Origin of the sequence: Algimonas porphyrae (assembly GCF_041429795.1) — a bacterium.
Taxonomy (GTDB): Bacteria; Pseudomonadota; Alphaproteobacteria; order Caulobacterales; family Maricaulaceae; genus Litorimonas; species Litorimonas porphyrae.
The window spans coordinates 1,686,217-1,712,696 of sequence record NZ_CP163424.1; the positions used below are offsets into that span (position 1 = coordinate 1,686,217).

Sequence of the window (26,480 nt, forward strand, 5' to 3'; positions counted from 1 at the left end):
ACAATCGGTCAGCTAGATGTGGATAGCAAGTGAAGGAACGCTTAGCGTCTGTCCATCCAGCTGCGAATGGCGTCCGCATTATGGTCGCCGTCCATCACCTCGCCATCGAAGATGAATGACGGAACGGCGTGAATATCGGCCGCTGAGGCCCAGTCGGCTTTCTGCCGAACCGCCGCCATCATGTCCGGGTCTGACAGGCAGGCCTGAATGGCCTCGTCACTCTGCAGGCCAGCCCCCATTGCAATAGCATCATATTCGGGTTTTGGGCTGATCCGGTTCTGAACCATGCCCAATATCGTCGTCTGCCGCGCGAATTGATCTTCGATGACGGTGATATATTCCCCTTTCGGGGCGCATTCTGCCATCAGAAAACCAGTCAGGGAGAGTTGGACAGGTTCCGTCGGCATTGGGCGGAACACAAGCCGCAGCCGGCCCGTCTCGACCAGTTCTGTTTTGACGATGGGCCAGTGGTTCGCGAACCAGTGACCGCAGGCCGGGCAAACATTGGAGGCGTAGAGGATCATCGTATGCGGCGCATCGACCGATCCGATGACGTGATCCGTGGGCGCTTCGGCATAGATATATTCCGTTGCGGGCGTCTCATCCGGGATCGGCGTGCTATATTGGGCATGGGCTGGCGCGGTGGCCAATACAGCGGTCGCGAAGGCGGACAAAAGGGCGGCACGGATCATGTCTGGTTCCTGATGACTTCGCGGCCAAGCCGCTCCAACGCTGTCTTTAGACGCTCATTACGCACTTGTGTAAGGCCTTCCTGCAGTTGCGTCTCCTCGGACGGGGTCAGGCCGCGTTTGCGCCGTGGCGGGGTTTCGGCAGGACGCGCCGGCGCCTGAACGACCTCAATCCGGTTGACCTGATCGGCGCCCAGATGAGTGGCGAGGCGTTCCAGTATCTGTCCGGAGGCGGCCAGAATGAGGGAAGCTGCGGGTCCTGGCGCGCTGATCACGAGCGTTCGGCCCGTTTTCGAGCCGCGAAACCGGACTGGGGCGCTGATCTTCGACCAGCGGGGACCCATGATTTCTGGCCAGACCCGGGCCAGCGCCAGGGCGGAGCTGCCGCGTTTCTGACCCTGCGCAGCCAATGGGCGCATGACTCTGTTGACGGCCATGCTGGCGCTCGGCAGCGCGCGGGCCTGCGGGCGAGCGCGCTGCGCTTCCAGATAGCGTTCGATCTTGGCACGTTCGCCGGGTGTGAGGGGTCGCTTTGTCACAGACCGACCTTCGACCATTGCGCTGCGTCCGTAAAGCGCACAGATTTGCGGATAGAATGTGGACCGACTCCCAGATCCAGGCCCTGCGGGCTGCCTTACTCCACTGGTATGACCGGGAAGGGCGGATCCTGCCGTGGCGGGTGCGACCTGAAGACCGGGCGGCGGGCGCGACCCCTGACCCCTATGCGATCTGGCTGTCGGAAGTGATGATGCAGCAGACGACGATCCCACATGGGACGCCTTACTGGCACAAGTTTCTGACGCTTTATCCGACGGTGGAGGATCTGGCAGCGGCCCCGCTTGACGATGTGCTGACCCATTGGGCCGGTCTCGGTTATTATGCGCGCGCGCGGAACCTGCATAAATGCGCCGCCATCATTTCGGAGGCGCATCAAGGACGGTTCCCGGAGACCAAAGCGGAATTGCTGCGCTTGCCGGGAATTGGCGACTATACCGCCTCGACGATCGCGGCGATCTGCTTCGATCAGCCCGAAAGCATCGTCGATGGCAATGTCGAACGGGTGATTGCGCGTATGCACCGGGTTGCGACGCCTTTGCCCAAGGCCAAGCCGGAGATCAGACGACTGGCCGCTGCGCTCGCCGATCCGGATCGTCCGGGCGATTACGGTCAGGCCCTGATGGATCTGGGCGCGACGATCTGCACCCCGCGCGCACCGTCCTGCGATCTGTGCCCCTGGTCGGATGAGTGCGCCGCCTATGCGCATGGCGACATGACGGCCTATCCGATAAAGACGCCCAAAAAGGAGACCCCTGTCCGGTTGGGCCATGCCTATGTCATGCTGAAGGACAATCAGATCTGGCTGCGGCGGCGCAGCGAAGCGGGACTGCTGGGCGGGATGATGGAGGTGCCGGGCAGTGACTGGCAGTCCGAGCGCCCAGACTTTTCACCGCCGGTGGAGGCAGAGTGGAGCCGTCTGACCGCACCGGTCCGGCATGTCTTCACCCATTTCGAATTGCGGCTCGATATTCATCTCGCGCAGGTGATGACCGACCCGCCGGGCGACGGGCGATGGGTGGCCGTCTCAGCGCTTCATACACAGGCTTTGCCCAGTCTTTTCAGAAAGGTACTGGACAGAGCGAATGTGACCTAGTCTAGAGGAATCGGGCGGGGTCGTCCCACATCGGCCCCGTCCACATTTTCAATTCGTGCTCACTTCGACGCCCGGTCCGATGATCAGGCTTGCGCCATTTCCGCGCGGATCTGGGTCCGGATTGCATCGATCGGCGTCAGCCCGTCCTTGTTCATCGTATGCCAGAAGGTCCAGCCATTACAGGACGGCGCGTCGGTCAGATGCGCCCCGACCTTGTGGATCGATCCCTCGAACCCGTCATCGCAGGCCAGAGAACCATCGGCGCGGACCTTGGCGGTCAGATTACCCTTGGCTGAGAACAGCTTGGTGCCGATATCGATCAGGCCGCGTTCGACGAGCGTCGCAAAGGGGACCCGCGGCTCGGACCGTTTGGAGCGGGTGATCTTGATCGCTTCCGTGCCGGCGGGCCGGACTTTGGCGATGCGTTTGCGCGCATGGGCGATATAGTCGGCTTCGCGTTCTAGTCCGATGAAGTGACGGCCCAGCTTCTTGGCCACGGCGCCCGTTGTGCCCGTGCCGAAAAAGGGGTCGAGAATGACGTCGCCGGGGTTCGATGTCGAGAGGATGACCCGGTGCAGCAGGCTTTCGGGTTTCTGTGTCGGATGGGCCTTGCCGCCGCCTTCCGTCTTGAGACGTTCGTGACCGGTGCAGATCGGCAGGGTCCAGTCAGAGCGCATTTGCACTCCGTCATTCATCATTTTCATGGCGTCATAGTGGAAGGTCGGGCGGGCATCCTCGGATTTGGTCGCCCAGATCAGCGTTTCATGCGCGTTGGTGAAGCGCGTCCCGCGAAAGTTCGGCATCGGATTGGTCTTGCGCCAGATAATGTCGTTCTGAATCCAGAACTTCTGGTCCTGCAGCACCGTGCCGACCCGGAAGATATTGTGATAGCTGCCCATCACCCAGATCGCGCCATCCGGCTTCAACAGACGCCGCGCCGCCTGCAGCCAGTCATGGGTGAACAGATCATAAGCATCCATGGAATCATACTGATCCCAGCTTTCCGTCACCCCATCGACGACGCTATTGTCGGGCCGGGACAGATCGCCGCCGAGTTGCAGATTATAAGGCGGGTCGGCGAAGATCAGATCGACCGAGCCTTCGGGCAAGCTGTTCATCAGGTCAACGCAGTCGCCTTGCAGGATCTCATTGAGTGGCAGGCTGTCGTCCACGACGGACGCGGACTCTGGGTCAGACTTGGGCGCTGATGCGGTGGCCGTATTGTCGGCAACGACGCGAAGATGGCTCATGAGGGAATCCTGTCGCAAAGCGGGTTGATTTGAGACAGAGCTGGCGGTGCAGGGTAAATGCGCTGTTAAATCACATGGTTAACCGAAATTAGCAGGTGTGAATATCCACAGGGGCGGACGTTAAGGTTTGACGTTGCCTTGTGCGCCATCCGTCAGGCATAAACCCGCACAGGGAGAGACAATATGAAATCAGCACTCATGGCGACGGCCTTACTTTTCGCAGCCGCACCGAGCTTTGCGAACGATGCGACGCAGGATCTGAGCTTGCGTATCCAGGCAGATTACGATGCGCGGCTTGGCGATCTGTTCGTTCACTTTCATGAAAATCCGGAGCTATCCTTCCGTGAGTTCGAAACCGCAAAGCGTATCGCTTCCGAACTGACTGCGCAGGGCTTCGATGTGACGACGGGTGTGGGGGAGACAGGAGTCGTCGCGGTGATGCGCAATGGCGACGGCCCGACCGTTATGATTCGCGCCGACATGGACGGCCTGCCGGTCAAGGAAGATAGCGGTCTGTCCTATGCCTCGACCAAGCGTCAGGTCGGGATCGACGGGGTTGAAAACTATGTCATGCATGCGTGCGGGCATGATGTGCATGTCACGTCACTGATCGGGACCGGCACGCAGATGGCACGGCTCAAGGATGACTGGTCCGGCACGCTGATCCTGGTGGCGCAGCCGGCCGAGGAAATCATTTCCGGTGCGCGGGCAATGATCAAGGACGGTCTTTACGAGCGCTTTCCCAAGCCGGACTATGCGCTGGGCTTTCATGTCTGGTCACCCGTCGAAGCGGGTAAGATCATGGTCCCCAAAGGGCTGGCCTATTCCAGCTCGGACAGTGTCGATGTGACCATTCGCGGCGTCGGCACGCATGGCGCTGCGCCGCATATGGGTGTCGATCCGGTGCTGGTGGCAAGTGCTTTTGTCGTCAATCTGCAGAGCATCATCAGCCGCACGATCAACCCGCTGCAACCGGGCGTCATTACGGTCGGCTCGTTTCACGCCGGGACCAAGAACAATATTATCGGCGACAGTGCCGAGTTGAAACTGACGGTACGGTCCGACGATCCGGGCGTGCGGCAAACCCTGCTGGACGCGATCGACCGCGTTGCCGCCGGAACCGCCAAGGCTTACGGCGTGCCGGATGATCTGATGCCAGTCGTGACACGTCTGCCGCGCAATACGCCCCCTTTGAAGAACGATGCGGAAACGGCGACCTTCCTCGAAGCGAAGCTGATCGAGGCCATGGGTCCGGACGCCGTCATTCCGCCGGGCCGCAGCGGTATGGGCGCAGAGGACTTCGCCGAATTCATCGATCCCGAACACAATATTGACGGCGTCTATATGGCGGTCGGCGGCACACCTGTCGATCAGCTGGACGGTGTCGCCTCGCACCACTCGCCCTTCTTCAAGGTCACGCCCGAACCGGCCATTACGGCAGGCACGGAAGCGATGGTCATCAGCGCGATGGCGCTGTTCGACCGTGGGTAGCAGGCAGGACCACAGGTCCGACCGCTGATCTGGCGGCAGAGGAAAAAGGTGCGGAGGGCGTCCGCGGTGTCGGCCTGTCCAGCGACCGGCCAGGGTGGCTATGGCGGTGGCGATTGCTGCCGCCGAAAACGGGCTTTCACCGCAGCACGGTTCTGATCATCCGGAGCCTTCTGTCCTTCAACGGTGTCTCCGGACTGGCTGAGCGTGGGGGCAAACCCATATCACAGCCGAACCGTGATCTCCGGCTCAAAGGTCGGTTAGCGTCCTACCCGCCCTCCGCATGACCGAAGATACGAGGGTAAAGTAGCCTCGCGTTTCGCAGGCGGGGATCGGGTTTCTGCAAGTCGCGGCGTTACGGCTACACAGCCCTGTCGATGGGGGGATGGATTGCCGGTCGGCGGGTCCACAGGCCTGCACCGCCGCCCTATTTCGAGATGGGCGTGAATCGGATAGGGGAGGACCATGCGCCAATATCTCGATCTGCTCCGACATGTCATGGACACGGGTATCGACCGGATGGACCGGACGGGGACCGGGACGCGCGGCGTATTCGGTTATCAGATGCGGTTTGACCTCACTGATGGCTTTCCGATGGTTACGACCAAGAAGCTGCACCGCAAGTCGATCGTGCACGAACTGCTCTGGTTCATCGCAGGCGATACGAACGTCAACTATCTGCAGGAGAACGGCGTTCGCATCTGGGATGACTGGGCAGACGCAGACGGCGATCTCGGCCCGGTCTACGGCAAGCAGTGGCGGCGCTGGGAAGGGCCGGACGGGCGCATCATCGATCAGCTGACCAAGGTCATCGAACAGATCAAGACCAACCCCTATTCGCGCCGCCATATTGTCTCGGCCTGGAACCCGGCGGAGGTGGACGGCATGGCGCTGCCGCCCTGTCACAGCCTGTTCCAGTTCTTCGTGGCCCCCGATACCGCGGGCGGACGCGACCGTCTCTCCTGCCAGCTTTATCAACGCAGCGCCGACATCTTCCTCGGCGTGCCGTTCAATATCGCCAGCTACGCGCTGCTCACCCACATGGTCGCGCAGGTCTGCGACCTCGATGTCGGTGACTATGTCCACACATTCGGCGATGCGCATATCTACCATAATCACTTCGAGCAGGTGGAGCTGCAGCTGACGCGGGAGCCGAAACCGCTGCCGCGGTTGGAACTGAATCCTGAAGTGAAGGCGATCACGGATTTTACCTACGCGGACGTGAAGCTGGTGGGATATGAGGCGCACCCGCATATTGCGGGGAAGGTAGCGGTTTAATGCATTGGCCGTTACTTTTAACGCTTCTTACGACGATGTCAGGGCCACTAATTGTAGTAGAGATGAAGGCCTCGAGATTAGGTAAATGGGTGGTCGTAGGCTATACTCTTTTCTGTTCGTTTTATGTCCTCGCAAATGTTATGATCTTTCATGCGGTCAATACTACCGCGCGACAAGTAGCAGCTGAGCTATCTAATTTTGAAGCCATTGAATTTCCAGAACAATTGGAAGTTATGCATGCTGCTATGACCGCTGCGGAGTCGCATTGGATATATGACTGGGTGGATCCGTTTGGAGTTTTGATACTATGGATAGGGTTGCTTATTATCTGGTTTGCAACCCGATTGGTTATAAAGGAAATCAATATTTCAAGTACGGAGAAAAAACAACTTGAAGTAGATTTTTAGATCTTTCGCTAACTTCGCTTTATCCTCCACCTGATCAGCCACCAGATCATAAGAGCGCATATTATCTTACCGCCGATGCTCATCAACACATTTGGAGATAATGGGATATTAGCCTTTCCGCATATTTCGGGAAAGTTAGTGGTATAAATCTCCATCAGCCTTTCTTCACGAACTCCGTCTTCAACTTCATCGGGCCGATGCCGACGATCTTGCAGTCGATGTCGTGGTCTTCATCGACGAGCCGGTTGATCCGCACCTTCGTGCCGACCTTCACCGTCTTGCTGGTGCCCTTGACCTTCAGGTCCTTGATCAGCGTGACAGTGTCGCCGTCCTCCAGCGCATTGCCATTGGCATCGCGATAGACTTTTCCAAGGTCATTGGCAGGCGCGCTGTCGGCTGCGGCCCATTCATGGGCGCATTCGGGACAGATCAGGAGCGGGCCGTCGGCATAGACATAGTCTGAGCCGCATTCCGGGCAGGGCGGTGTGTCGGTCATGGCGAGCTTTCAGGCCTAGAATTCTGTATCGACCGGGATGATGTGACCATCCTTGAGACGTTCCATCGAGAAGGCGGAGCTGACATCATTCAGTCCGGGAACGAGGCGGATGAGTTTACGATAGATCTCGTCATAATGCTCCAGATCATAGGCGAGGATTTTCATCAGATAATCGACATCGCCGGTCATGCGGTGGCATTCGACCACTTCCGGAATCTTCTGCATCGCCGCATTGAAGGCGCGCAACCAGTCCTCGGAATGATCTTCGGTATGCAGCGTGACGAAACAGGTCATTTTCAGTCCCATGGCCATGGGATCGACGCGGGCCACGCGGCCCGAAATGATCCCGGCTTCTTCCAGGCGCTTGATCCGCCGCCAGCATGGATTGCTGGTCAGACCGACCTGTGCCGCGATCGCCTGTATGGACTGACTCGCGTCGCGCTGAAGTTGCATGAGAATCTTGCGATCAATCAAATCAAGCTTATGCATGCGTCACTGATGGGATATGTTCACTAAAACTTCAAGTAAATGTGGGATAATTTGGGATGAAATAGGGTTGGCGATGGGATAGACAGTGATCATGAAGATTTTTACGGACCACCCGGCGGATGTCGGCGAAACTTACGCTCAGCATATGGGTGTCTCGATGAGTTTCGGCTTTCGTATGATCATTGCCGGGTTCGGATGCATTCTGCACGGGCTCTTTCCCTTCATCTGCACCCGGACCGGGAGCCGCATGATCGAGCGGCTCAATCACGAAATGTGTACCCATCGCGATCGCCGCACGCGGCCTGACTGCCCCGGTACGGCGACGCGGGCTACTGAGACGGCCCCCACAGGCGAGACGGCCTGAAACTCAGAATCCTGCGATCAGTCGCGCCTCGTTATGCGTTGGCTGACGGCCCAGAGTAGGGCCACTGCAAGCACCAGCGCGGACAGACGCGGACTTGTCATCGCCAGCACACCCAGCCCTGCCAGACCCAGAACCGTATAAGCCAGCAGTGCCAGCGGCACGGAGAGATCGCCCGTCGCGATTGCATTGCTGGTCCGGAAAGACCCCCCGCGCCGCCGGTCGCGCTGCACGCCGCGCAGCATGCGCCCGACATTATGGGCAAGAAACAGCAATGTCGTCGACGCCGTCAGTGTCAGCATAACATCGGATGGCTGCCCCAGCAGCGCCGTGATCAGTAGCAGCGGGACAAGCAGAACGATCAGTTTCCAGATTTCCAGACCCTTGAGCAGCAGGGGCAGCTTGCCGGGCAGGCTCGGGCGCTCTTCCAGAATGTTCACAGGCTGCAGCGCGGCAGTCGTCGTGATCTCGGCGGCAGCGGGCGGTCTGATCGCATAGGCCGATTGCGCCGCTTCCCAGACGGCGAAATCCTGCGTGCTGTTGCCGGCATAGTCGAACCCGTCCGGAAAACGGTCTTCGAGGAAGGCGGCCTTGTTCTCCGATGTCATATTATAGGTCGGCGAGGTACCGAAGGAATCGGTGACAAAATCCAGCGTCTCGCCGAGGCGGCTGACGAGGGACTGTTCCGTGCCGGAGCAGAGATAGACGTCGCGCCCCTTCGCGACAGCCTGCCGGGCGAGATCGACAATCCTCGGTTCCAGCGGCAGGGCGTCGACGGCAAGCCGCTCACCGATGCGCGCGACCATGCGCTGCTTCATCTGCGGTTTGGACCGCAGGCCGAGCCAGCCATACTGGACCGCGCGGTGTGGATCGCGCTTGATCGCTTCCAGGATCATTTCATGCGTCAGGTCGCTCTTGATCAGCGTGCCGTCGACATCAAGGATGAGAGGGCGAGCGCTCATTCGGCTATGCCCTCAGCGCGTGTCCGAGGCGGATCATTTTTCTCGATCGTGCGGCGGATCAGCCACCAGATGACCAGCGCGCCGACCATCTTCCCGATAATGCTCATGGTGACGTTGGGCAGGGTGAACATGCCGTCCCGGATCGCTTCGGCCCCGAACAGGAAGACGGATGTGTCCACGGGCGCTGCGAGAGCGGAGGAAAGCAGGACCCGGCTCGACAGTTTCAGCTTGGTGAAGGTGAAGACCGCCCAGTCCACCAGCTCGGACACGGCAAAAGCGACACCGGATGCCAGGGCCAGCTCGCCGCCACTGGTCGCCCAGGTCAGTCCCAGCGCGACCGCCATGGCGATCAGTACCCAGTGACCGATCTCACGCTGCGCAAAGTCGCGCGCCACCAGGACAAGTCCCGTCACGATTGTCACCGGATTGAACAGCCAGCCCAGCCCGGGCAGCGCCACCATCGGGGCCCAGGTGAAGCTCCAATTGATGAGCGGGATCAGCAGGACATAGACTGCCGTGACGATGACCGCCCGGGTTGGTGACGATACGAGTTCACGCTCTGCATAGGTCGACATGGATGAGCCTATACGCGGTGACGTGCGGACTGTAACCCATCCGACATGATTCCTTATCCACGGCTCATCCTGTCTGCCATCGTCGCCCGGTCCCGCAACCGTGTCATCGGGCGGGACGGCGATCTGCCCTGGCGGCTGGGATCCGATCTGAAACATTTCAAACGGATCACCATGGATAAGCCCTGCCTAATGGGTCGCAAGACATGGGAAAGCCTGCCCTTCCCACTACCCGGTCGTCCCAATCTGGTGCTCAGCCGGGACCGGAACTACCAGGCGGACGGGGCCGAACTTTTCGATGACATCAATGTGATGATTGCGCGCGGCGCCGAATTGGCGGGTGCTTTGGGCGGAGATGAGGTGATGATCATCGGCGGTGCGCAGCTCTATAAGGCGAGCCTGCCGCACATTCAGCGTATCTACGAAACCATTGTGGATGCGGACATTTCAGGTGACGCCGTCTTTCCAGCGCTGGACGAGCGGGACTGGACGATTCGTGATGCAAGAACCCATCCTGCCGGGCCGCGCGACGACCATGCTTTCACGACACGCGTGCTGGATCGCCGATTGGCTGGCAGATCGTCTTGAAAGCGAGGGCAACTGTCTCCACATAGGCGCGGATTCGATTGGAGATTTAAATGCCAGACAGTAATTCTCCCTGGGGCCCGAAAAAGGGTTCCGGTGACAAGGGCAACTCGCCCTGGGGTAGTGGAAATAAGGGGAACGGGAAAAAGCCCGGCCCGACAGCCTCAGGCGGAGGCGACCGTTCGCCCGAACTCGACAATGTGATCGAGGGCTTCAAGACCCGTGTCCGCTCCGGCGGTCCGCGTCGTCCCAACCGTGGCGGCGGCAATGGCGGCGGCGGACAGTTTCGCATCGGCCCGTTCGGACCTCTGGGTATTGCAGCCGTCGTCGGTGCGATGCTGCTGATCTCGACCTCCGTCTATACGGTGGACCAGACGGAGCGCGCCCTGGTGCTGCGCTTTGGCGATTATGTCCGCACGGAAGGGCCGGGCCTGAAATTCAAACTGCCGAGCCCGATCGAAACGACTTACAAGCAGGAAACCGAAATCATCCGTAAGGATGCCATTGGCGGTAATGACCTGACGTCGCTGATGTTGACGGGTGACGAGAATATCGTTGACATCAACTTCACTGTCCTGTGGCGCATCAACGATCTGGCGGATTATTATTTCGAGGTCGACGATCCCGCCAAGGCCGTCATCGCTGTGGCCGAAAGTGCCATGCGCGAGATTGTGGGCAAGAATGATCTTGAAGGGATCATCACAACGGACCGCCTGGCGATCACGACGGCTGTTCGCGATTTGATGCAGCAGACACTCAATGAATATAAGGCCGGTGTCCGCGTTGTCGAAGTGCAGCTGCAAAAGGCCGATGCGCCGGATCAGGGCGGTGTCGTCGATGCCTTCCGCGATGTTGTCGATGCCGCGCAGGAGCGTGAGACCACGATCAACCAGGCCGTTGCCAGCCAGAACACGATCGTTCCGGAAGCGCGCGGTGTCGCCTCGCAGATCCTGCAGGACGCCGAAGCCTATCGTGACCGCGTGATCGCCGAAGCTGAAGGTGAGGCCGAGCGCTTCAACCTGATCTATCAGGAATATCGCAGAGCCCCCGTGGTGACGCGACAGCGTATGTATCTCGAGACGATCGAGGAGGTCTATGCGCCAGCTGAGAAGATCATTCTGGATAGCGAGGCCGGATCCGGGATCGTTCCCTATCTGCCGCTCGACCAGCTCGGCAATCGCAATACGCAACGTCCTTCAACTCCACCACGCTAAGGGAGGTCAGTCATGAATAATTCGCGCCTCGTCATGCTCGCCGTTCTCGGCGGCCTGATCATTCTCGCCATCTTCGCCTCGCTCTTTACCGTCGAGGAACATGAACAAGCGATCGTCTTCCAGTTCGGTGAAGCTCAGCGGGTCGAAAACCCCTGGGGCGAAGAAGCCAATGCCGGCCTCAAGATCAAAACGCCATTCATCGAAAACGTCGTCTATCTGTCACGCCGCAACCTCGAAGTTGACCTGCGCCCGGTTGAACTGCTGGCGGCGGATCAGGAACGTCTCGTCGTCGACGCCTTCGTTCGCTACCGTATTGTCAATGCGATCCGTTTCTATGAAAAACTGCGGAACGAACGCGGCGCTCAGGATCAGTTGCAGGCCATTTTCGACTCGACATTGCGGGACGTGCTGGGTCGCGTCGACACGCCGGAGATCATTTCCGGTCGACGCTCCGAACTGATGGCCGAGATTTAGGCCGTCGCCGACCGCGTGGCGGAAGCTGAAGATCTGGGCATCGACATTATCGATGTGCGGATCAAGCGCGCCGACCTGCCACAGGAAAACTATCAGCGTGTTTTCGACCGGATGGTGTCGCAACGGACACTGGAAGCCAATCTGATCCGCGCCGAAGGCGTCGAGCGCGCCCGCGAAATCAGCGCCACGGCTGAGAAGGAAGCCACTGTGATCCGCGCCAATGCGCAGAAACAGGCCGAGATCATTCGCGGTGAGGGCGATGGCCGCCGGAATGCGATCTATGCGGCAGCCTATGAGCAAGACCCGGAATTCTTCGCCTTCTACCGGTCAATGGAGGCCTATAAGAGAGGGCTGGGGAATGGTACGACCTATGTTCTGTCACCGGACTCCGATTTCCTCGCCTATCTGGATGATCAGGCGGGCGGTCGACGCTAGCGCGTCTGCCGGACTTACACGATGAGTTGGGTAACGATCCTTCTGCTTGTCTTCGGCGGTGCTTTGGCCGTCGAAGGTCTCGGCTGGGCCGTCGCTCCTGACGGCATGCGCAATGCCTATGACGAAATGCTGCGCATGCTCGATCCGCAACGCCTGTCGATGATCGGGCTCATCTGTTTCACACTGGGTATTCTAATGATTGTTGCCGGAATCCGGATGGCTGCCTGACGGTTTCGTCATGCAAAGGAACGCAGCCGAGTTCTTGGCAAATCGGTGCGTATGCCTCACACTCCCTTTCATGTTTCGTACTGTCTGTCTGGGCTTGGCCCTGTCCCTGTCTTCTCTGGCTCTGGCCGAGGCGCGTCCCGCACCGGATGGGTTTGTCGAGCTGACCAAGCGCCTATCGCCATCCGTGGTCAATATTTCCACCGCGCAGACTGTTGATTTCGATAGCGAAACGGTCCCGGCCTTTCCGGAAGGATCGCCGCTCGAGCGCTTCAACGATTTTTTCGGCAATCGCCGCGGTCGTGACGGGCGCGTTGCACGTTCGCTTGGCTCCGGTTTTCTGATCGATGATGCGGGTCACATCGTGACCAATAATCATGTCATTGACGGGGCCGATCTGATCGAAGTGAACTTCCCTGACGGCGACACATACGAAGCTAGTCTCGTTGGGCGCGACCCGGCGACTGATCTGGCCGTTCTGAAGATTTCGCCGCGCGAACCGATCCCGCATGTCGCCTTTGGCGATTCTGACGCGGCGGAAGTCGGCGAATGGGTGATCGCGATCGGCAATCCGTTCGGCTATTCCGGCTCGGTCGCAGCAGGTATTATTTCGGCACGCAACCGCAACATCCAGATGGGATCCTATGATGATTTCATCCAGACGGATGTGGCGATCAATCAGGGCAATAGTGGCGGCCCGCTCTTCAATATGGACGGTGACGTAATCGGCGTGAACACGGCGATCATTTCGCCCAGCGGCGGCTCCGTCGGCATTTCCTTTTCCATTCCGGCCGATCTGGCGCAAAGTGTCGTCAAGCAACTGATCGACTTCGGTGAGACGCGGCGCGGCTATATGGGTCTGCGATCACAGGCGGTGACGCCAGCACTGGCCCGCTCCTACCGTCTGGACGAACCTAAGGGCGCGATCATCCGCTCTGTTGTCGATGGCGGACCAGCAGATGAGGCTGGGCTGAGGACAGGCGATCTGATCACCCGGATCGGTGACCGGGAGATCACGGATATCCGCATCCTCTACCGCGCCGTTGCCGAGGCCGAAATCGATACCGAGGTCGAGGTCGAATATATCCGGCGCAGACGCACAGCCACGACCCGTGTGCGGATCGAGCAGCTGGCAGAAGATCTGAGCGATGAGGAACGACTTGAACTGGACGTCGAACAGGGGGCTGGCGAAGTTACGGTGGGCGGCCTGTCGGTCGAAGCGCTGACCCGCGACGTTCGGCGCACCAATCGCCTGCATGCCGACACTAAGGGTGTTCGCGTCGTGAGTGTGGCGCGCAACAGCCAGGCATCCGGTAAGATACTGACAGGTGACATCATTGAGGAAGTCGCCTTCGAAGCCGTGACCTCGCCGCGGGAATTTCAAGTCGCGATGGAAGCGGCCCTGAACGAAGAAGAAACGGTGACCCTGCTGATCAACCGGGGTGGCAACTATATCTTCTACGCCATCGACAGCTAGGGGCGACGATCAGTCATCGACGATTTCGGCGTCTGAATATCCTTGGAAATACAGGGCTGTGCGAAGGTCTGTGCAGGTGATCGCACTGTGCGCGGCGGCTGCGACGGCGGGCTTGGCATAATAGGCCAGACCCAATCCGGCGATGTCGATCATGGCCAGATCATTGGCCCCGTCTCCGATCGCCAGAGCCCGTTCAGGCTGACCTTCACAGGCGGCGAGCAGCGCGTCGCGTTTGGCCTCCCGCCCCAGAATTGGGTAACCGACCCGGCCTGTCAGCTTTCCGTCCGCTTCGATCAGCCTGTTCGCCTGATGGGCGGCGAAACCGCAGGAATTGGCGACGCGCTGCGTAAAAAAAGTAAACCCGCCCGACACGATCAGTGTGTTCGCCCCATGGCGAGACATGGTTCTGGCCAGCGCGCGGGCACCCGGATTAAGGCGTATCCGTTCGTCGAAACAGTGCTGCAAGACGGAGACAGGCAGGTCTTTCAGCAAGGCTACGCGGTCTTCGAGTGCGCCTTCGAAGTCGATCTCGCCGCGCATGGCCCGTTCCGTGATCTCGGAGACATGGCCCTTGACCCCGGCAAAGTCAGCCAGCTCATCGATACATTCCTGACCGATCAGTGTGCTGTCCATGTCGCACACCAGAAGCTGGCGGCGGCGATCACCGGCCGGTTGTACGCAGACATCCCCGGTGAGCCGGGCCGATGCGAGGATGGCGCGCGCATCGGCGCTGTCATGGGCCGTTGTCGATCCTTCGATGGCGCGCCCGGGGGACAGGGTCATGATGTCGGTCAGGCCCAAAACGCGAGCCCCTTCGGCCAGTGTGTCACCGCTTTCACGTGGCAGGACAAGCGTGGCGATCTGGTCTAGAGACGCGGACATGAGTGTGCTCGACAATGTGCTGGATGAAATGCGACCAGTCATCTGTATCGCAGGCCCGACCGCAAGCGGCAAGTCGCGCTTTTCGGTCGATCTGGCACAGCGCGTCGATGGCGAAATCGTCAATGCTGACGCCTTGCAGGTCTATGCCGATCTGCAGATCCTGTCGGCCCGCCCGCTGCTCTCCGACATGGGCGGCGTTCCTCACCATCTGTTCGGCCATGTGCCCGCAGACACGGCCTATTCGACAGGTGAATGGCTGCGGGACGCGGTTCCGGTTATTCTGGACATCATGGGGCGCAACCGAACTCCGATCCTCGTCGGCGGGACTGGCTTGTATTTCAAGGCGTTGCTTCAGGGTCTTGCGGATGTTCCGGCGATCAGCGACCCCGTTCGTCAGGCCGTGCGGAGTTTGAACCTGGAGGCCGTGCAGATGGAAGCGACCGCCGTCGATCCGTTGGCGACAGCCCGTATTCTGGGTGAGGACCCGCAGCGTCTGGGCCGAATTGTCGAAGTTTTCCGCGAAACGGGCCGCCCGCTATCGTCCTGGCGGGCGCAGACCCGTCCGGTCATCCCGTCGCGCCACGCCAGTCCGGCGATCATTCTGCCAGATCGCGAAACACTTTATGATCGGATTAATGCGCGCTTCGACGCTATGCTGTCCTCCGGGGCACTAGATGAGGCGACCAGCGTGCAGGCAAAGCAGATAGACCGTTCCGCACCCATGTTAAAGGCCATCGGCCTGTCGCATTTACTGCGCTATCTGGACGGCGAGTTGTCGCTGGAGGAGGCGATCGCACTGGCTAAGCGCGATAGTCGCCGTCTAGCCAAGCGGCAGATGACGTGGTTTCGCAATCAGACGCCGGACTGGACCGTTCTGCGAACGGAACAGGATCAGGCGCGGTTTTCGGACAGTTTTGCATGACTGACGCACCACAGCCTGCACGCCAGAGCTTTCGCTGGTGGATGGTGATCCTCGGCATCGGCCTTGTCGCGATCGTCGTCCTGATCCTGTCACTGAATGATGTCCAGTCGGCGCTCGCCTGGCTGGAAGGGCAGGGGCGCAAGCCCTGGGCGCCGATCGTGGCGATCGGTCTGTTCGTGATCGGCTCCTATGTGCTGGTCCCGCAATGGGTTCTGATCGGGGCGGCGATGACGACTTTCGGTTTTTTCGGCGGTATCTGGGTCTCTTGGATCGGCAGTATGCTCGCCGTGATCGTCCATCTCGGTCTGGCGCGGCCGTTGGGCGGGCGCATCCGCGCGCGCTATACAGGATCGGGACTCCGGCGGCTGATGGCGATGTTTCGCGACAATAGCCTGAAATCCGGTTTTATCGTGCGGCTGATCCCGTCAGGTCCGGCGCTGCTCGTCAATAGTGCGGCAGGGCTGGCGGGCGTAAAACCCATACGCTTTCTGATCGGCACGAGTGTGGGGATCATCCCGAAGATTCTGCTGACCGGATTTGTCGCGCAAGGGGCCATCTCTCTGGCCGATGGGGAACGGATTGCGCTCTGGATTACGCTCGGCGCGGCCTTCGCTGTCGTGCAGTTTCTGCTGATCCGGTACCTCAAGCGGACGCGAAATGTCACTGAAAGTGAGAAATAGCAGCGATTCAAGCCGTTTGCCGGACGAATTGCTTGCATTTGGGACCTTCGATTTCCATTAGCTTGCCCAGATGGGAAGGCCCGACGGATTCGCCGCAGCTTGATCACGCTCCCCCACGGGATAACCGTTGGTCGGCTTCCTGACACAGAGCACTAACCGGCGGAGCCACCGATGATTTCCTCGCTGATGGATGCGTTTTCATCCGATATTGCGATCGACCTGGGGACAGCGAATACGCTCGTCTATGCCAAGGGTCGGGACGTCGTGCTGAACGAACCCTCTGTCGTGGCGTTTTCCGTCAAGAATGGTCGCAAGGTCGTTCACGCCGTCGGCAATGATGCGCGCATGATGCTAGGCCGGACCCCGGGGAATATCGAAGCCATTCGCCCGATGAAGGACGGCGTGATCGCCGACTTCGATGTCGCCGAGAAAATGATCGAGCATTTCATCAAGAAAGTGAAATCCGATGCAGGCTTCATGCGCCGCGCGCGTCCGAAGGTCGTGATCTGCGTTCCGTCCGGCGCAACCGCCGTGGAAGAACGCGCCATCTATCAATCCGCGCAACAGGCCGGCGCGCGCAAAGTCTATCTGATCGAGGAGCCGATGGCGGCCGCGCTTGGAGCAGGCCTGCCGATCCATGAGCCAGCCGGTTCGATGATCGTCGATATTGGTGGCGGCACGACCGAGGTCGCAGTCCTGTCGCTGGACGGGATCGTCTATTCGCGCTCTGTGCGGGTCGGTGGCGACAAGATGGATGATGCGATCATTCAGTATGTGCGCCGTACGACCAACCTCCTGATCGGGGAAATGACGGCGGAACGGGTCAAGAAGGAAGTTGGCTCGGCCACTATGCCTGCCGACAATGAAGGCATGAGCGTCCAGATCAAGGGCCGCGACCTGATGAATGGCGTGCCGCGCGAAATCCGTATTTCCGAAGCCATGATCGCCGAGAGCCTGGCCGAACCCGTCGAGCAGATCGTCGAGGCGGTGAAAACGGCACTGGAAGCGACACCGCCCGAACTAGCCGCCGACATTGTCGATAAAGGTATCATGCTCACAGGTGGTGGTGCACTGCTGCGCAACCTCGACATCGAGCTGCGCAACCGTACAGAACTGCCTGTATTCATCGCGGATGATCCGCTGTCCTGCGTCGTGCGCGGCTCGGGCACTGTGGTTGAGAATTTGCGAAAGTGGAAAGGCGTGCTCAAGACGGACGTCTGATGGCATCGTCCCGGCAATAACAGGGTGCGACAATTGTGGCGCGGAGACGATCTGACAATTCAGAAGGCCGGGCCGGATTGCTCCTCTTGATCCTGCTCAGTGCGCTACTGCTGATCACTCAGCGCGAAGCCGCCTTGGAACGCCGGACCACACCGCTTCTTACCAGTGATATTCAAGCTCCCGTTGCGGCGTGGCTCGGTTCGCCTTTTCGTCAGCTTGAAGGAGCGGTGGAAGACGCCGAAGAGGGTCGCCGCGCACTGGAAGAGAATAAGGCGCTTCGGGCCGAGCTGGCTTTCCTGCGGGCCGAGAATAACCGTCTGGTCGCGATGCGGGATCGTCTGCAGCGTCTGGAAGACTTGCTCGGCGTCGAGCAGACCGCCGACATTCCCGAAACGCGCATTGCCGTCAGAGCTGTCTCCGACCCGTCCAGCCCCTTTGTGCGGTCGCTACTGATCGGGGCGGGCCAGGCCTCGGGCGTTCGCGAAGGGCAGGCCGTCCTCTCCGATGCTGGCATGATCGGTCATGTTGTCAGCGCCGGTCGACAGTCGGCACGCGTCTTGCGCATCGATGATCTCAATAGCCGCGTTGCCGTGATGAGCCGACGCAGCGGCGCACGGGCCATCCTTGCGGGCTCGAACACGGCGCGGCCCAGCCTCGCCTTCATCTCCGACGTGGATGGCTGGGCCGAGGGCGATCATGTCGTGACGTCCGGCGATGATGGGCAACTGCCGCAGGGCCTGCCGATCGGGGTTGTCGATCCGGACGGTCTGGTCTCGCTGGACTTCAATGCCGACCCGGTCGACTGGGTGTTTGTGCTGCCATACACGCCGCCAGTTGATCCGGCCGATGTGGATCTGGACATGAATGCGGAAGGCGAAAGCGTTGATGCCGACACGCCGATTATCGCCGAAGCCGCCGCCGTATCGACGCCCGAGGAGGAGGGGTGATGGCCGCGCTCGGTGCCTATCCGGTTCATCGCAATACGCATCTTATCCCGGCCATGCTGGTCTTTTTGCTGTCCGGTCTGCTGACCGTTCTGGAACTACGGCTATTCGGGCAAAGCTGGCCGCTGACCTGGTTGCCGCTGGCCGTCGTCGCGCTCTGGCCCCGTCAGGTCGCGATGCTTCCGACCGCGCTGCTGTTCATGCTGGGCGGGCTATGGGTAGACTGGACGACACTGGGCGCGCCTGGTCAGTGGTCGCTCGTTTTTCTGATCGCCTACCTGCTGGTCAGTCCGGGACGCAGTGAAGGCGATCGCGGCCTGACGGTCGGGATGTCCCGCTTTGCCGCGACGCTGGCGATCGGTCTGCCGGTTTTCATTCTGACGGGACGGCTGGTTTACGGCATCTGGCCGGACTGGGCCGCGTTGGGTCGGGGCGTATGCGTCGCGACCGTGCTGGTTCCGCTGCTCATTCTGGGGCGTGACGCGCTCGCGCGGCGCATGAGCCGGGACGACTGATCATGGCCAAGTCGCGCAAATCCAGACAGGCTGTGGAAGCCAAGTCCGATGCGCAGATGACGCGCCGGACGGCCATTCTGGCGCTGGGCGGCATTGGCGGGTTCGGGATTATCGGAGGCCGCCTCTATCAGCTTCAGATCGCCGAGAGCGAAAACTACCTCGCTTTGTCCGAAGAGAATCGCTTCAACTATCAGACGGTCCTGCCGAGCCGCGGTATCATCCGTGACCGTCACGGTGAACCGCTGGCGTCGAACACGCTCGATTACCGTATCGATCTGGTGTCGGAACAGATCGATGATCTCGATCTGACGCTCAAACAACTGGGTGACATCATCAACCTCTCCGAGGGCGAGATCAAACGGATCCGGCGCGACGTGAAGCGCAGGCCGGATTTCGTGCCCGTGACGGTCAAGGATCATGTCGACTGGGATCAGTTCGCCGCGCTCAACATGCGTGTCCATGCGCTGCCGGGCATCGTGCCCACGGCGGGTGAGGGGCGGACCTATCCGAGGGACGCGGTATTCTCACACATCACAGGCTATGTGGGTAAGGCGAATGATCGTGACATTGAGCGGGACGACGATCCGCTGCTGCTGCAACCGGCTTTCCGGATCGGGAAGGTCGGGGTCGAACAGGCCATGGATGTGCCGCTGCGCGGGCAGGGCGGTCGCCTGAAAGTGGAGGTCAATGCGCGCGGGCGCGTGGTCCGTGAATGGCCTGACCCATCAGACGCGGCGACTCCGGGGCAGGATGTCTGGATGACGCTGGACGCGCCGCTGCAGCGTTTCACCGCCGAGCAGTTCGGTGACGATAGTGGCGGCATCGCGGTCGTCGACGTCATGACGGGGGAGCTGCGAACGCTCTTGTCCATGCCGACTTATGACGCCAACCTGTTCGTATCCGGACTGACGCAGGCCGACATGGACGCGCTGAACAATGATGAGCGTCGTCCGCAATATAACAAGGTCCTGTCGGGCGGCTATGCGCCCGCCTCGACCTACAAGATGGCAGTAATGCTGGCCGCGCTGGAAAGTGGGTTGGTCGATCCGGATCGGCGCATTTTCTGCGGCGGCAAGGTCAAACTCGGCAACAGGGATTTTCACTGCTGGCGCAGCAAGACTGGGCACGGCGCCATGAATATGCGCGACAGCCTGAAGCAGAGTTGTGACACATATTATTACGAAATTTCGCAGGTGATCGGCATTCAGGCCATCGCTGACATGGCGCGTCGGCTTGGCCTCGGTCAGTCATACGGGCTAAACATTGGCGGCGAGCGGGACGGCATCGTCCCCGACCCGGGCTGGAAGCGCGATCGTCTCGGCTCTGGCTGGCGGATGGGCGATACGCTGAACGCATCGATCGGTCAGGGTTTCGTCCTGGCGACGCCGCTGCAGCTCGCTGTAATGACGGCCCGTCTGGCCAACGGATCGCAGGCCGTTTCGCCCAGCCTCTATGCGGGATTTGACCGCGACAGCTTTGCGTCGCTGAATATCGACCCGGATCATCTGCGCCTGGTTCAGGACAGTATGTGGAGCGTCTGCGAGGAGCCAGGCGGCACGGCATTCCGCCCGAACGGTCTGGGGATTGCCGGGCTCGACATGGCAGGCAAGACCGGGACGTCGCAGGTCCGCGGCATTTCCCGTGCGGAACGGGCGACGGGTGTTCTGCGAAATGACGAGCTGCCTTGGAAGTATCGCGATCATTCGCTGTTCGTCGGCTACGCGCCTTATGATCGCCCGCGCTTCGCTGTCGGCTGCGTGGTCGAGCATGGTGGATCCGGTGCGGGGCGCGCCGCAACGATCGTGCGATCGGTTCTCGGAGAAGCGCTGCGCCGCGACGGGCTCGGGGCCCGAACGGATGCCGGTGCGGAGCGCACGGCCCTGTGACCGTCCATTTTGAGGATCGCCCGGATGTCGGCGGAAAGCTTTTCCGTCTGGACTGGTTGCTACCCGTTCTGATCGGGGTGCTGGGACTGATTGGCGTTCTCGCCATTCTATCCGCAACAAACGGCATCTGGGAGCGCGGTGCGATACAGCATGCGGTGCGTTTCGGCGCGGCTTTCATCGGCATGATCATCGTCGCCATGATCGATATCCGCTTCTGGTATGCGGTCGCCTATCCGGCCTTTCTGGCGGCGCTGGTTCTGTTGCTCGGCGTCGAGTTTTTCGGCATCAATGTGAACGGGTCCGTGCGTTGGCTGGATCTGGGTTTCATGCGGGTGCAGCCGTCCGAGCTGATCAAACCCGCCGTCGTGCTGGCGCTGGCCCGTTATTATCACGACCTGCCGAGCTGGCGCGTATCCGACCCCTTCGGACTGATCGGTGCCATGCTGATCATCGGCATTCCCATGGCGCTGGTCTTGCGCCAGCCCGATCTGGGGACGTCGCTGCTGATCGGGGCGACGGGGATTGCCTTGATCTTCCTCGCCGGGGTCAGTTGGCGGATCATTACGCTGGGATCGATCCTGGCCCTCGTCAGCCTGCCGTTCATCTGGCAATTCGGGCTGCGTGACTATCAGCGCTCGCGGGTGCTGACATTTCTCGATCCGGCCCGCGATCCCGCTGGCGCGTCCTATCATATCACCCAGTCCAAGATCGCGCTGGGATCCGGCGGTCTGTCCGGCAAGGGCTATCTGCAAGGCACTCAGAGACAGGGCGGTTATGTCCCCGAAAACAGGACGGACTTCATCTCGACCGTCATTGGCGAGGAGTTCGGCTTCATCGGCTCAATCGGATTGCTGGCCGTCTATATTGCGGTGATCGCCGCCTGCCTGCGACTATCCCTGCAATGCAAGGCCGTCTTTTCGCGTATGCTGATCCTCGGCCTGTCCATCACTTTCACGCTCTACATCTTCATCAATCTGGGCATGGTGATGGGGCTTTTGCCTGTGGTCGGCGTGCCGTTGCCGCTTGTATCCTATGGCGGGACGGTGGTGCTGGTCGTCATGGGCAGTTTCGGCCTGATGCTCTCAGCGCACCTGCATACGTCCAGTCTCCTCCCCCGCAGCGACTGACGAAGACGGCGTGTCGAGCAAGGCTGCCTCCAGCCGCGGCAGGCTTTCCCGCACGGCCTGCAGCAAGGCGGCCATCCCGTCCATGATCTGATCACGCGGCGCATCGCGCAAGGCGTCAGCAAGCCGGGGGGCACGGTCTAGACCGACCATCAGCGAAGCGCTGCGAAGCCCATGCAGAGCCGCCAGCATCCGGGTCCGGTCATCGCCGCGGCCTGACAGCGTTCCGGGCAGCGATCTGGAAATCTCGCGCAGCGATTCAGACAGGCCGGCCCGGTAGTGGCGCCATATCCGCTCCCGCGTAATATCGTCGGCCTGACCAGGGCCGTTAGTAATGACCGCGTCGTCCAGCAGGGGACGAACGCCCTGATCCGTCGTGTGGTTCGGGAAACAGTTCATCAACGGATAGCCGCCATCATGGATAAGGCGCATCGCATCGTCGAGATCGCCGGGTCGGAGCGGCTTCGCGATCAGACCCTGCAATCCGGCATCGCGGTAGGCCTGTATGTCTTCGGCCTGATTATAGGCCGTCAGAGCGATCAATGCGGGCGTCATGGCGGGCATGTCCGAGCGACTGAGGATGCGGGCCATGTCCAGCCCATCCAGGCCTGGCATGACGATGTCGAGCAAGGCGGCATCGAAATATTCGTCGTGGACAAGCTGCAGGGCGTGGCTGCCATTCGTCGCCACTGACACATGGTGGCCGTCCCGTGACAGAATGGACCGTGCAACCAGACCGTTGGCAAGGCTGTTATCAACAATCAAGACGCGCATAGAGATTTTTTGCAATCAAAATTGCTAAGGTTTGATGAACATGATCCTGCCGTCGCTCCGCGGTCTGTCCTTGACGACAGGATTGTGATCGCTAACCAGAATTTCAAAACTTTGGGGAACAGAAATCATGCCATCAGCACCGGGGACGGCTCAGTGGTCGTCACGCTTCGCATTTGTTATGGCCGCAGTCGGCTCTTCTGTCGGTCTCGGCAATCTCTGGCGGTTTTCAAGCGAGGCAGGTTCGAATGGGGGCGGCGCCTTCATTCTGATCTATCTTCTGGCAGTCGTACTGGTCTGTATTCCCGTTCTGATGAGCGAGTATCTCGTCGGTCGCGCAGGGCTTTCGGCCAATGCCGTCGACAGTGTCGGGGAACTGGCGATAAAGTCCAAGCGCACGCGCAACTGGGGCGTTCTCGGCTGGATCGGTATGGTCGCGGGCTTCCTGATTGTGACGTTCTATTGCGTCGTTGCGGCCTGGGTGATCCGTTACATCTTCAAATTCCTGGGTAATGACTTTGCCGGGAAGACTTCGGACGAGGTGGCGGATGTCTTCGTCAACTTCATTTCGACGCCGATGCAGGTTCTGCCCTGGTTTCTGATCTTTGCCCTGATCACCACATGGCTGGTCTCGCGCGGCGTCAATCGCGGGATTGAATTTGCCGCCAAGGTCCTGATGCCGCTCTTTTTCGTCCTGCTCGCCGGGCTCGCCCTGTTTGCGCTGGTCTCCAACATTGGGAATGGCGGCACGGCAGAGGCGATGGCCTTCCTCTATTCGCCCGACTTTTCGAAAATCACTCCCCAAGTCGCCAATGCGGCTCTTGGGCAGGCATTTTTCTCCGTCGGCGTCGGCTCGGCCATCATGATTACCTATGGCTCCTACTTACCGCAGGATATCTCCATTCCCAAAGCGTCTGTTCTTGTCGGGTTGGTCGATACAGGTGTCGCATTGATCGCGGGACTGGCGATCTTCCCGATCGTCTTCGCCTTCGGCCTGGAAGCGTCAGCCGGTGCGGGTCTGTTCTTTATCACCCTGCCCAATGCTTTCGTGTCCATGGGGTCTCTCGGCACCATCATCGGGGCGGCGTTTTTCTTCCTCGCCTTCTTTGCCGCCATCACATCGTCGGTCAGCCTGCTGGAGCCCTCTGTCGCTTTCGTGTCGGAGCGGTTCAAACTGACCAAGGCGAAAGCTGCCTGGATCATGGGCGCCATCATGATCCTGATTGGACTGATCAGCGTCTACGGCGTGCGTCCGGGCGGCGATACGTTCGCACTCGATGCAATCGACGGTTTTACGGGTCAGGTCATGCTGCCCCTTGCCGGTCTATTGATCGTGCTGTTTGTCGGATGGCGGCTCGACAAGGCGATCATTGCCGAAGAATTCCAGGGCAGTGAATTGCTCGGCAAATTGTTGCTCCTGCTGACGCGTTTCGTCGCACCGATCTTCGTTTTCATCGTTTTACTGTCGTCGATTTACACAGGTTATTTCGCAGGCTGAAACTGACTGTATTGTAACCTGACGCATTCAGACAAAGTTCAGCCAATATGCTTTACTCATCAAAGCTGATGATCTGGAATAAGAATTGCTTGGCACAGATGAACGGGGAAAAGTCTATGAAACGTGGGTGGTTGATGATCGGCCTGGGTGCAGCACTCTGCACCGGATGTGCGACCGTCGATCTGCAATCCATGGCTGGGATGGAGCGCTCAACCGCTGCTGTGTCTGAGACCGATACGAATGTCGTCGAGCGGGCCGTCGCCAAGTTGCGCGCCGTCTTCGCGTCGCGTGGATTTGGCGAGAAATCGTCGCAGAAAAAGATGCAGGCTGCGGCTGATGTGCTGATGAACGGGCTCAACGCCTCGCTGTCAGCCGATCCTCAATATGACGACCTGCCACGCCTGATTGCGGAAGTCCGTGAGGATATGCGCTTGGCAACCCGGCATGTTGAACAGACCACACGCGCTGCGGAGATCTATCTCGAAGTGGCACCGGAGGATCGTCTTCTCGACAAGGAACTGGACAGCCTGCAGGCAGCGCTTCTGGCATCCGAACGGGCGTCTCGTGGATTTTCCGCAGCGCTTGAGAATTATGAGACGGGATCGAGCCAGACCAATCCGGATCTGATCGCGTTTCGAACATCCGTCGATGCGCTGCGCGAATCCACGGATGCCTTTGGGGCGCGGGTGCGGGCCACCCGCTCGCAACGTCTGGGTCTCGACCCCGCCGCTGTCGGCTAGGACCGACGCGCCGTCCGTGCGCTTTCCATCGATTTATTGATCTTCACGTCAGGCTGAGCGGGTCTACGCTCTTGACCGCGACAGGGGTGTGCCGCAGGTCACCCCCATGTTGAGCGTTCCGGCCCGATATTCTCTTTCGCAGAACGGCGACAGGCTTCTGGTCGTGGCCGAAGGCCGCTGGACTGTGGAAACTGCCTCGTCGGTGAACGATGCGCTGGCCGCCGATTTTCAGAAGTCCACCTATGTAACCGTCGATTATGACCTATCTGCCGTTGAGGAACTCGACACGGCAGGGGCTTACATTCTCACGCGCGCGCTGCGGATGGAGATCATGTGCGATATGCGCGACTGGCAGCTGCACGGGGCGACGCCGGGGCAGACCGTCCTGATGAAAGTGGCCGCGGATTCGCAGCCCTGCACGCCACCACCGCAAACACGTCAGTTCCGCGATACGCTGATCCGGGTCGGGCAGGCGACGAGTTGCTTCTGGGACGAACTTTACGCCACCATCTCCTTTCTCGGCGAGTTTTTCGCGGTCTTTGCGCGCGTTCTGATGCAGCCGCGCCGGCTGCGGATCAAATCCACGGTCGCGCTCATGGAAGAGGTGGGGCTGGACGCGGCCCCGATCGTTGCCGTTCTGTCCTTCGCGATCGGTGCCGTCATTGCCTATATGGGCGCGAACCTGCTCGGTGCGCTCGGGTTCTCTGTTTTCATGGTCGATCTCGTCGGCTTCGCCATGTTGCGCGAACTGGCGGTCGTCATAACGGCCATTTTGATCGCCGGACGGTCTGCATCGGCGTTTACGGCGCAGATCGGTGCCATGAAGATGCGCCAGGAGATCGACGCCATGACCGTGATGGGGCTGGATACGCTCGAAACGCTGGTCGTGCCGCGTGCGATAGCCTGCCTGCTGACGATTCCCATTCTGACGTTCCTGGCGATGATGAGCGGTATTCTGGGTGGTCTCGTCGTGGCTTGGGTGACGCCGACACAGATTTCCCCGCTGCTGTTTCTCAGCCGTCTGCAGGAAATGGTCGGCCTGCAGCACTTCTGGGTCGGGATGGTCAAAGCGCCCTTCTTCGCCATCGTGATCGCCATTATCGGCTGTCGTCAGGGCCTGGCAGTCAAAGGGTCTGTCGAAAGTCTCGGTTCGCGCGTGACCACCTCAGTGGTTCAGGCGATTTTCGCCGTCATTCTGATCGACGCTCTGTTCGCGATCCTCTTTTTCCAGATCGGCGTGTGAC

The 26,480-nt window shown here is 60.1% G+C and carries 28 protein-coding genes and 1 pseudogene; 20 read left to right on the forward strand and 9 right to left on the reverse strand.

Annotated features, from left to right (window positions below; genetic code table 11):
* Window positions 1-41: 41 nt before the first annotated feature.
* Entirely contained in the window at window positions 42-692 is a 651-nt protein-coding gene (locus tag AB6B39_RS08180) for a thioredoxin domain-containing protein (RefSeq protein ID WP_284369085.1), read from the reverse strand.
* Window positions 689-1,228 carry a DciA family protein gene (locus AB6B39_RS08185; RefSeq protein WP_284369084.1) on the reverse strand — a complete coding sequence of 180 codons (540 nt, stop codon included), beginning with the start codon at window positions 1,226-1,228 and terminating at the stop codon, window positions 689-691. Before AB6B39_RS08185 ends, AB6B39_RS08180 begins: the two co-directional genes overlap by 4 nt.
* Before the next feature lie 56 nt (window positions 1,229-1,284).
* Between AB6B39_RS08185 and mutY the strand changes: the two genes are divergently transcribed.
* Window positions 1,285-2,340: an A/G-specific adenine glycosylase gene (gene mutY / locus AB6B39_RS08190; RefSeq protein ID WP_284369083.1), complete on the forward strand. Its 1,056-nt coding sequence runs from the start codon at window positions 1,285-1,287 to the stop codon at window positions 2,338-2,340.
* A gap of 83 nt (window positions 2,341-2,423) precedes the next feature.
* Here mutY and AB6B39_RS08195 read toward each other — a convergent pair whose 3' ends face one another.
* Complete coding sequence (locus AB6B39_RS08195) at window positions 2,424-3,458, reverse strand: site-specific DNA-methyltransferase (protein WP_348520132.1); 1,035 nt, start codon at window positions 3,456-3,458, stop codon at window positions 2,424-2,426.
* A 315-nt stretch (window positions 3,459-3,773) separates the two neighbouring features.
* Here AB6B39_RS08195 and AB6B39_RS08200 point away from each other — a divergent pair, with 315 nt between their 5' ends.
* The 3 genes from AB6B39_RS08200 to AB6B39_RS08210 all read left to right on the forward strand — a co-directional run bounded on the left by AB6B39_RS08200 (window position 3,774) and on the right by AB6B39_RS08210 (window position 6,763).
* On the forward strand, window positions 3,774-5,081 hold the full coding sequence (locus tag AB6B39_RS08200) for a M20 metallopeptidase family protein (RefSeq protein WP_284369081.1): 1,308 nt from the start codon (window positions 3,774-3,776) through the stop codon (window positions 5,079-5,081).
* A gap of 462 nt (window positions 5,082-5,543) precedes the next feature.
* Complete coding sequence (locus AB6B39_RS08205; RefSeq protein ID WP_284369080.1) at window positions 5,544-6,356, forward strand: thymidylate synthase; 813 nt, start codon at window positions 5,544-5,546, stop codon at window positions 6,354-6,356.
* A 140-nt stretch (window positions 6,357-6,496) separates the two neighbouring features.
* The gene (locus AB6B39_RS08210) at window positions 6,497-6,763 is read left to right on the forward strand and encodes a hypothetical protein (RefSeq protein WP_371398497.1); all 267 of its coding nucleotides are present in this window, start codon (window positions 6,497-6,499) and stop codon (window positions 6,761-6,763) included.
* A gap of 154 nt (window positions 6,764-6,917) precedes the next feature.
* Here the strand turns inward: AB6B39_RS08210 and AB6B39_RS08215 are convergent, their stop codons facing one another.
* Both AB6B39_RS08215 and AB6B39_RS08220 read right to left on the reverse strand, forming a co-directional pair.
* Window positions 6,918-7,259, reverse strand: coding sequence for a zinc ribbon domain-containing protein YjdM (locus AB6B39_RS08215; RefSeq protein WP_284369078.1), 342 nt, complete (start codon window positions 7,257-7,259; stop codon window positions 6,918-6,920).
* A gap of 15 nt (window positions 7,260-7,274) precedes the next feature.
* Window positions 7,275-7,748, reverse strand: a complete 474-nt coding sequence (locus AB6B39_RS08220) for an Lrp/AsnC family transcriptional regulator (RefSeq protein ID WP_284369077.1) — start codon at window positions 7,746-7,748, stop codon at window positions 7,275-7,277.
* 91 nt (window positions 7,749-7,839) lie between these two features.
* Between AB6B39_RS08220 and AB6B39_RS08225 the strand changes: the two genes are divergently transcribed.
* Entirely contained in the window at window positions 7,840-8,112 is a 273-nt protein-coding gene (locus AB6B39_RS08225; RefSeq protein ID WP_284369076.1) for a DUF6356 family protein, read from the forward strand.
* Between the two features lie 17 nt (window positions 8,113-8,129).
* Here the strand turns inward: AB6B39_RS08225 and AB6B39_RS08230 are convergent, their stop codons facing one another.
* Window positions 8,130-9,071, reverse strand: a complete 942-nt coding sequence (locus AB6B39_RS08230; protein ID WP_284369075.1) for a hypothetical protein — start codon at window positions 9,069-9,071, stop codon at window positions 8,130-8,132.
* Window positions 9,068-9,646 carry a hypothetical protein gene (locus tag AB6B39_RS08235; RefSeq protein WP_284369074.1) on the reverse strand — a complete coding sequence of 193 codons (579 nt, stop codon included), beginning with the start codon at window positions 9,644-9,646 and terminating at the stop codon, window positions 9,068-9,070. Before AB6B39_RS08235 ends, AB6B39_RS08230 begins: the two co-directional genes overlap by 4 nt.
* A 45-nt stretch (window positions 9,647-9,691) precedes the next feature.
* On the opposite strand from AB6B39_RS08235, the gene AB6B39_RS08240 reads away from it, so the two are divergent.
* The 5 genes and pseudogenes from AB6B39_RS08240 to AB6B39_RS08260 all read left to right on the forward strand — a co-directional run bounded on the left by AB6B39_RS08240 (window position 9,692) and on the right by AB6B39_RS08260 (window position 14,053).
* Window positions 9,692-10,231 carry a dihydrofolate reductase gene (locus tag AB6B39_RS08240; protein WP_284369073.1) on the forward strand — a complete coding sequence of 180 codons (540 nt, stop codon included), beginning with the start codon at window positions 9,692-9,694 and terminating at the stop codon, window positions 10,229-10,231.
* A gap of 50 nt (window positions 10,232-10,281) precedes the next feature.
* Entirely contained in the window at window positions 10,282-11,442 is a 1,161-nt protein-coding gene (gene hflK, locus AB6B39_RS08245; protein WP_284369072.1) for an FtsH protease activity modulator HflK, read from the forward strand.
* A gap of 33 nt (window positions 11,443-11,475) precedes the next feature.
* Window positions 11,476-12,351: pseudogene (hflC, locus tag AB6B39_RS08250) on the forward strand (protease modulator HflC).
* Window positions 12,352-12,372: 21 nt separating this feature from the next.
* Window positions 12,373-12,579, forward strand: coding sequence for a DUF2065 domain-containing protein (locus tag AB6B39_RS08255; RefSeq protein ID WP_284369070.1), 207 nt, complete (start codon window positions 12,373-12,375; stop codon window positions 12,577-12,579).
* Window positions 12,580-12,649: 70 nt separating this feature from the next.
* On the forward strand, window positions 12,650-14,053 hold the full coding sequence (locus AB6B39_RS08260; RefSeq protein WP_284369069.1) for a Do family serine endopeptidase: 1,404 nt from the start codon (window positions 12,650-12,652) through the stop codon (window positions 14,051-14,053).
* A gap of 9 nt (window positions 14,054-14,062) precedes the next feature.
* Here the strand turns inward: AB6B39_RS08260 and serB are convergent, their stop codons facing one another.
* Window positions 14,063-14,935: a phosphoserine phosphatase SerB gene (gene serB, locus AB6B39_RS08265; RefSeq protein ID WP_371398498.1), complete on the reverse strand. Its 873-nt coding sequence runs from the start codon at window positions 14,933-14,935 to the stop codon at window positions 14,063-14,065.
* Here serB and miaA point away from each other — a divergent pair.
* From miaA to rodA, 7 genes are all read left to right on the forward strand, one after another.
* Window positions 14,934-15,857, forward strand: coding sequence for a tRNA (adenosine(37)-N6)-dimethylallyltransferase MiaA (miaA, locus tag AB6B39_RS08270; RefSeq protein ID WP_284369067.1), 924 nt, complete (start codon window positions 14,934-14,936; stop codon window positions 15,855-15,857). The genes serB and miaA overlap by 2 nt on opposite strands.
* A complete protein-coding gene (locus AB6B39_RS08275) occupies window positions 15,854-16,537 on the forward strand; it encodes a TVP38/TMEM64 family protein (protein ID WP_284369066.1) in 684 nt (227 codons plus the stop codon). Before miaA ends, AB6B39_RS08275 begins: the two co-directional genes overlap by 4 nt.
* A gap of 171 nt (window positions 16,538-16,708) precedes the next feature.
* On the forward strand, window positions 16,709-17,758 hold the full coding sequence (locus AB6B39_RS08280; RefSeq protein WP_284369065.1) for a rod shape-determining protein: 1,050 nt from the start codon (window positions 16,709-16,711) through the stop codon (window positions 17,756-17,758).
* A gap of 86 nt (window positions 17,759-17,844) precedes the next feature.
* On the forward strand, window positions 17,845-18,705 hold the full coding sequence (gene mreC, locus AB6B39_RS08285) for a rod shape-determining protein MreC (RefSeq protein ID WP_371398499.1): 861 nt from the start codon (window positions 17,845-17,847) through the stop codon (window positions 18,703-18,705).
* On the forward strand, window positions 18,705-19,217 hold the full coding sequence (locus AB6B39_RS08290) for a hypothetical protein (RefSeq protein WP_284369063.1): 513 nt from the start codon (window positions 18,705-18,707) through the stop codon (window positions 19,215-19,217). Before mreC ends, AB6B39_RS08290 begins: the two co-directional genes overlap by 1 nt.
* Before the next feature lie 2 nt (window positions 19,218-19,219).
* Window positions 19,220-21,103, forward strand: coding sequence for a penicillin-binding protein 2 (gene mrdA, locus AB6B39_RS08295; RefSeq protein ID WP_284369062.1), 1,884 nt, complete (start codon window positions 19,220-19,222; stop codon window positions 21,101-21,103).
* Window positions 21,100-22,230, forward strand: a complete 1,131-nt coding sequence (gene rodA / locus AB6B39_RS08300; protein WP_284369061.1) for a rod shape-determining protein RodA — start codon at window positions 21,100-21,102, stop codon at window positions 22,228-22,230. The genes mrdA and rodA overlap by 4 nt, the downstream gene beginning before the upstream one ends.
* Here the strand turns inward: rodA and AB6B39_RS08305 are convergent.
* Window positions 22,186-23,001, reverse strand: a complete 816-nt coding sequence (locus tag AB6B39_RS08305) for a response regulator (protein ID WP_284369060.1) — start codon at window positions 22,999-23,001, stop codon at window positions 22,186-22,188. The two genes, rodA and AB6B39_RS08305, sit on opposite strands and share 45 nt — an antisense overlap.
* Window positions 23,002-23,128: 127 nt before the next feature.
* Between AB6B39_RS08305 and AB6B39_RS08310 the strand changes: the two genes are divergently transcribed.
* From AB6B39_RS08310 to AB6B39_RS08320, 3 genes are all read left to right on the forward strand, one after another.
* Window positions 23,129-24,496 carry a sodium-dependent transporter gene (locus tag AB6B39_RS08310; protein WP_371398500.1) on the forward strand — a complete coding sequence of 456 codons (1,368 nt, stop codon included), beginning with the start codon at window positions 23,129-23,131 and terminating at the stop codon, window positions 24,494-24,496.
* A gap of 116 nt (window positions 24,497-24,612) precedes the next feature.
* Complete coding sequence (locus tag AB6B39_RS08315) at window positions 24,613-25,236, forward strand: hypothetical protein (RefSeq protein ID WP_284369058.1); 624 nt, start codon at window positions 24,613-24,615, stop codon at window positions 25,234-25,236.
* 88 nt (window positions 25,237-25,324) lie between these two features.
* Complete coding sequence (locus tag AB6B39_RS08320; RefSeq protein WP_371398501.1) at window positions 25,325-26,479, forward strand: MlaE family ABC transporter permease; 1,155 nt, start codon at window positions 25,325-25,327, stop codon at window positions 26,477-26,479.
* Window position 26,480 lies beyond the last annotated feature (1 nt).

Bases quoted from the DNA above. Each gene is read 5' to 3' on its own strand.
- AB6B39_RS08180 (WP_284369085.1), bottom strand. From the start codon at position 692: ATGATCCGTGCCGCCCTTTTGTCCGCCTTCGCGACCGCTGTATTGGCC.
- mutY (WP_284369083.1), top strand. From the start codon at position 1,285: ATGTGGACCGACTCCCAGATCCAGGCCCTGCGGGCTGCCTTACTCCAC.
- AB6B39_RS08195 (WP_348520132.1), bottom strand. From the start codon at position 3,458: ATGAACAGCTTGCCCGAAGGCTCGGTCGATCTGATCTTCGCCGACCCG.
- AB6B39_RS08200 (WP_284369081.1), top strand. From the start codon at position 3,774: ATGAAATCAGCACTCATGGCGACGGCCTTACTTTTCGCAGCCGCACCG.
- AB6B39_RS08205 (WP_284369080.1), top strand. From the start codon at position 5,544: ATGCGCCAATATCTCGATCTGCTCCGACATGTCATGGACACGGGTATC.
- AB6B39_RS08210 (WP_371398497.1), top strand. From the start codon at position 6,497: ATGATCTTTCATGCGGTCAATACTACCGCGCGACAAGTAGCAGCTGAG.
- AB6B39_RS08215 (WP_284369078.1), bottom strand. From the start codon at position 7,259: ATGACCGACACACCGCCCTGCCCGGAATGCGGCTCAGACTATGTCTAT.
- AB6B39_RS08220 (WP_284369077.1), bottom strand. From the start codon at position 7,748: ATGCATAAGCTTGATTTGATTGATCGCAAGATTCTCATGCAACTTCAG.
- AB6B39_RS08225 (WP_284369076.1), top strand. From the start codon at position 7,840: ATGAAGATTTTTACGGACCACCCGGCGGATGTCGGCGAAACTTACGCT.
- AB6B39_RS08230 (WP_284369075.1), bottom strand. From the start codon at position 9,071: ATGAGCGCTCGCCCTCTCATCCTTGATGTCGACGGCACGCTGATCAAG.
- AB6B39_RS08235 (WP_284369074.1), bottom strand. From the start codon at position 9,646: ATGTCGACCTATGCAGAGCGTGAACTCGTATCGTCACCAACCCGGGCG.
- AB6B39_RS08240 (WP_284369073.1), top strand. From the start codon at position 9,692: ATGATTCCTTATCCACGGCTCATCCTGTCTGCCATCGTCGCCCGGTCC.
- hflK (WP_284369072.1), top strand. From the start codon at position 10,282: ATGCCAGACAGTAATTCTCCCTGGGGCCCGAAAAAGGGTTCCGGTGAC.
- AB6B39_RS08255 (WP_284369070.1), top strand. From the start codon at position 12,373: ATGAGTTGGGTAACGATCCTTCTGCTTGTCTTCGGCGGTGCTTTGGCC.
- AB6B39_RS08260 (WP_284369069.1), top strand. From the start codon at position 12,650: ATGTTTCGTACTGTCTGTCTGGGCTTGGCCCTGTCCCTGTCTTCTCTG.
- miaA (WP_284369067.1), top strand. From the start codon at position 14,934: ATGAGTGTGCTCGACAATGTGCTGGATGAAATGCGACCAGTCATCTGT.
- serB (WP_371398498.1), bottom strand. From the start codon at position 14,935: ATGTCCGCGTCTCTAGACCAGATCGCCACGCTTGTCCTGCCACGTGAA.
- AB6B39_RS08275 (WP_284369066.1), top strand. From the start codon at position 15,854: ATGACTGACGCACCACAGCCTGCACGCCAGAGCTTTCGCTGGTGGATG.
- AB6B39_RS08280 (WP_284369065.1), top strand. From the start codon at position 16,709: ATGATTTCCTCGCTGATGGATGCGTTTTCATCCGATATTGCGATCGAC.
- AB6B39_RS08290 (WP_284369063.1), top strand. From the start codon at position 18,705: ATGGCCGCGCTCGGTGCCTATCCGGTTCATCGCAATACGCATCTTATC.
- mrdA (WP_284369062.1), top strand. From the start codon at position 19,220: ATGGCCAAGTCGCGCAAATCCAGACAGGCTGTGGAAGCCAAGTCCGAT.
- AB6B39_RS08305 (WP_284369060.1), bottom strand. From the start codon at position 23,001: ATGCGCGTCTTGATTGTTGATAACAGCCTTGCCAACGGTCTGGTTGCA.
- AB6B39_RS08310 (WP_371398500.1), top strand. From the start codon at position 23,129: ATGCCATCAGCACCGGGGACGGCTCAGTGGTCGTCACGCTTCGCATTT.
- AB6B39_RS08315 (WP_284369058.1), top strand. From the start codon at position 24,613: ATGAAACGTGGGTGGTTGATGATCGGCCTGGGTGCAGCACTCTGCACC.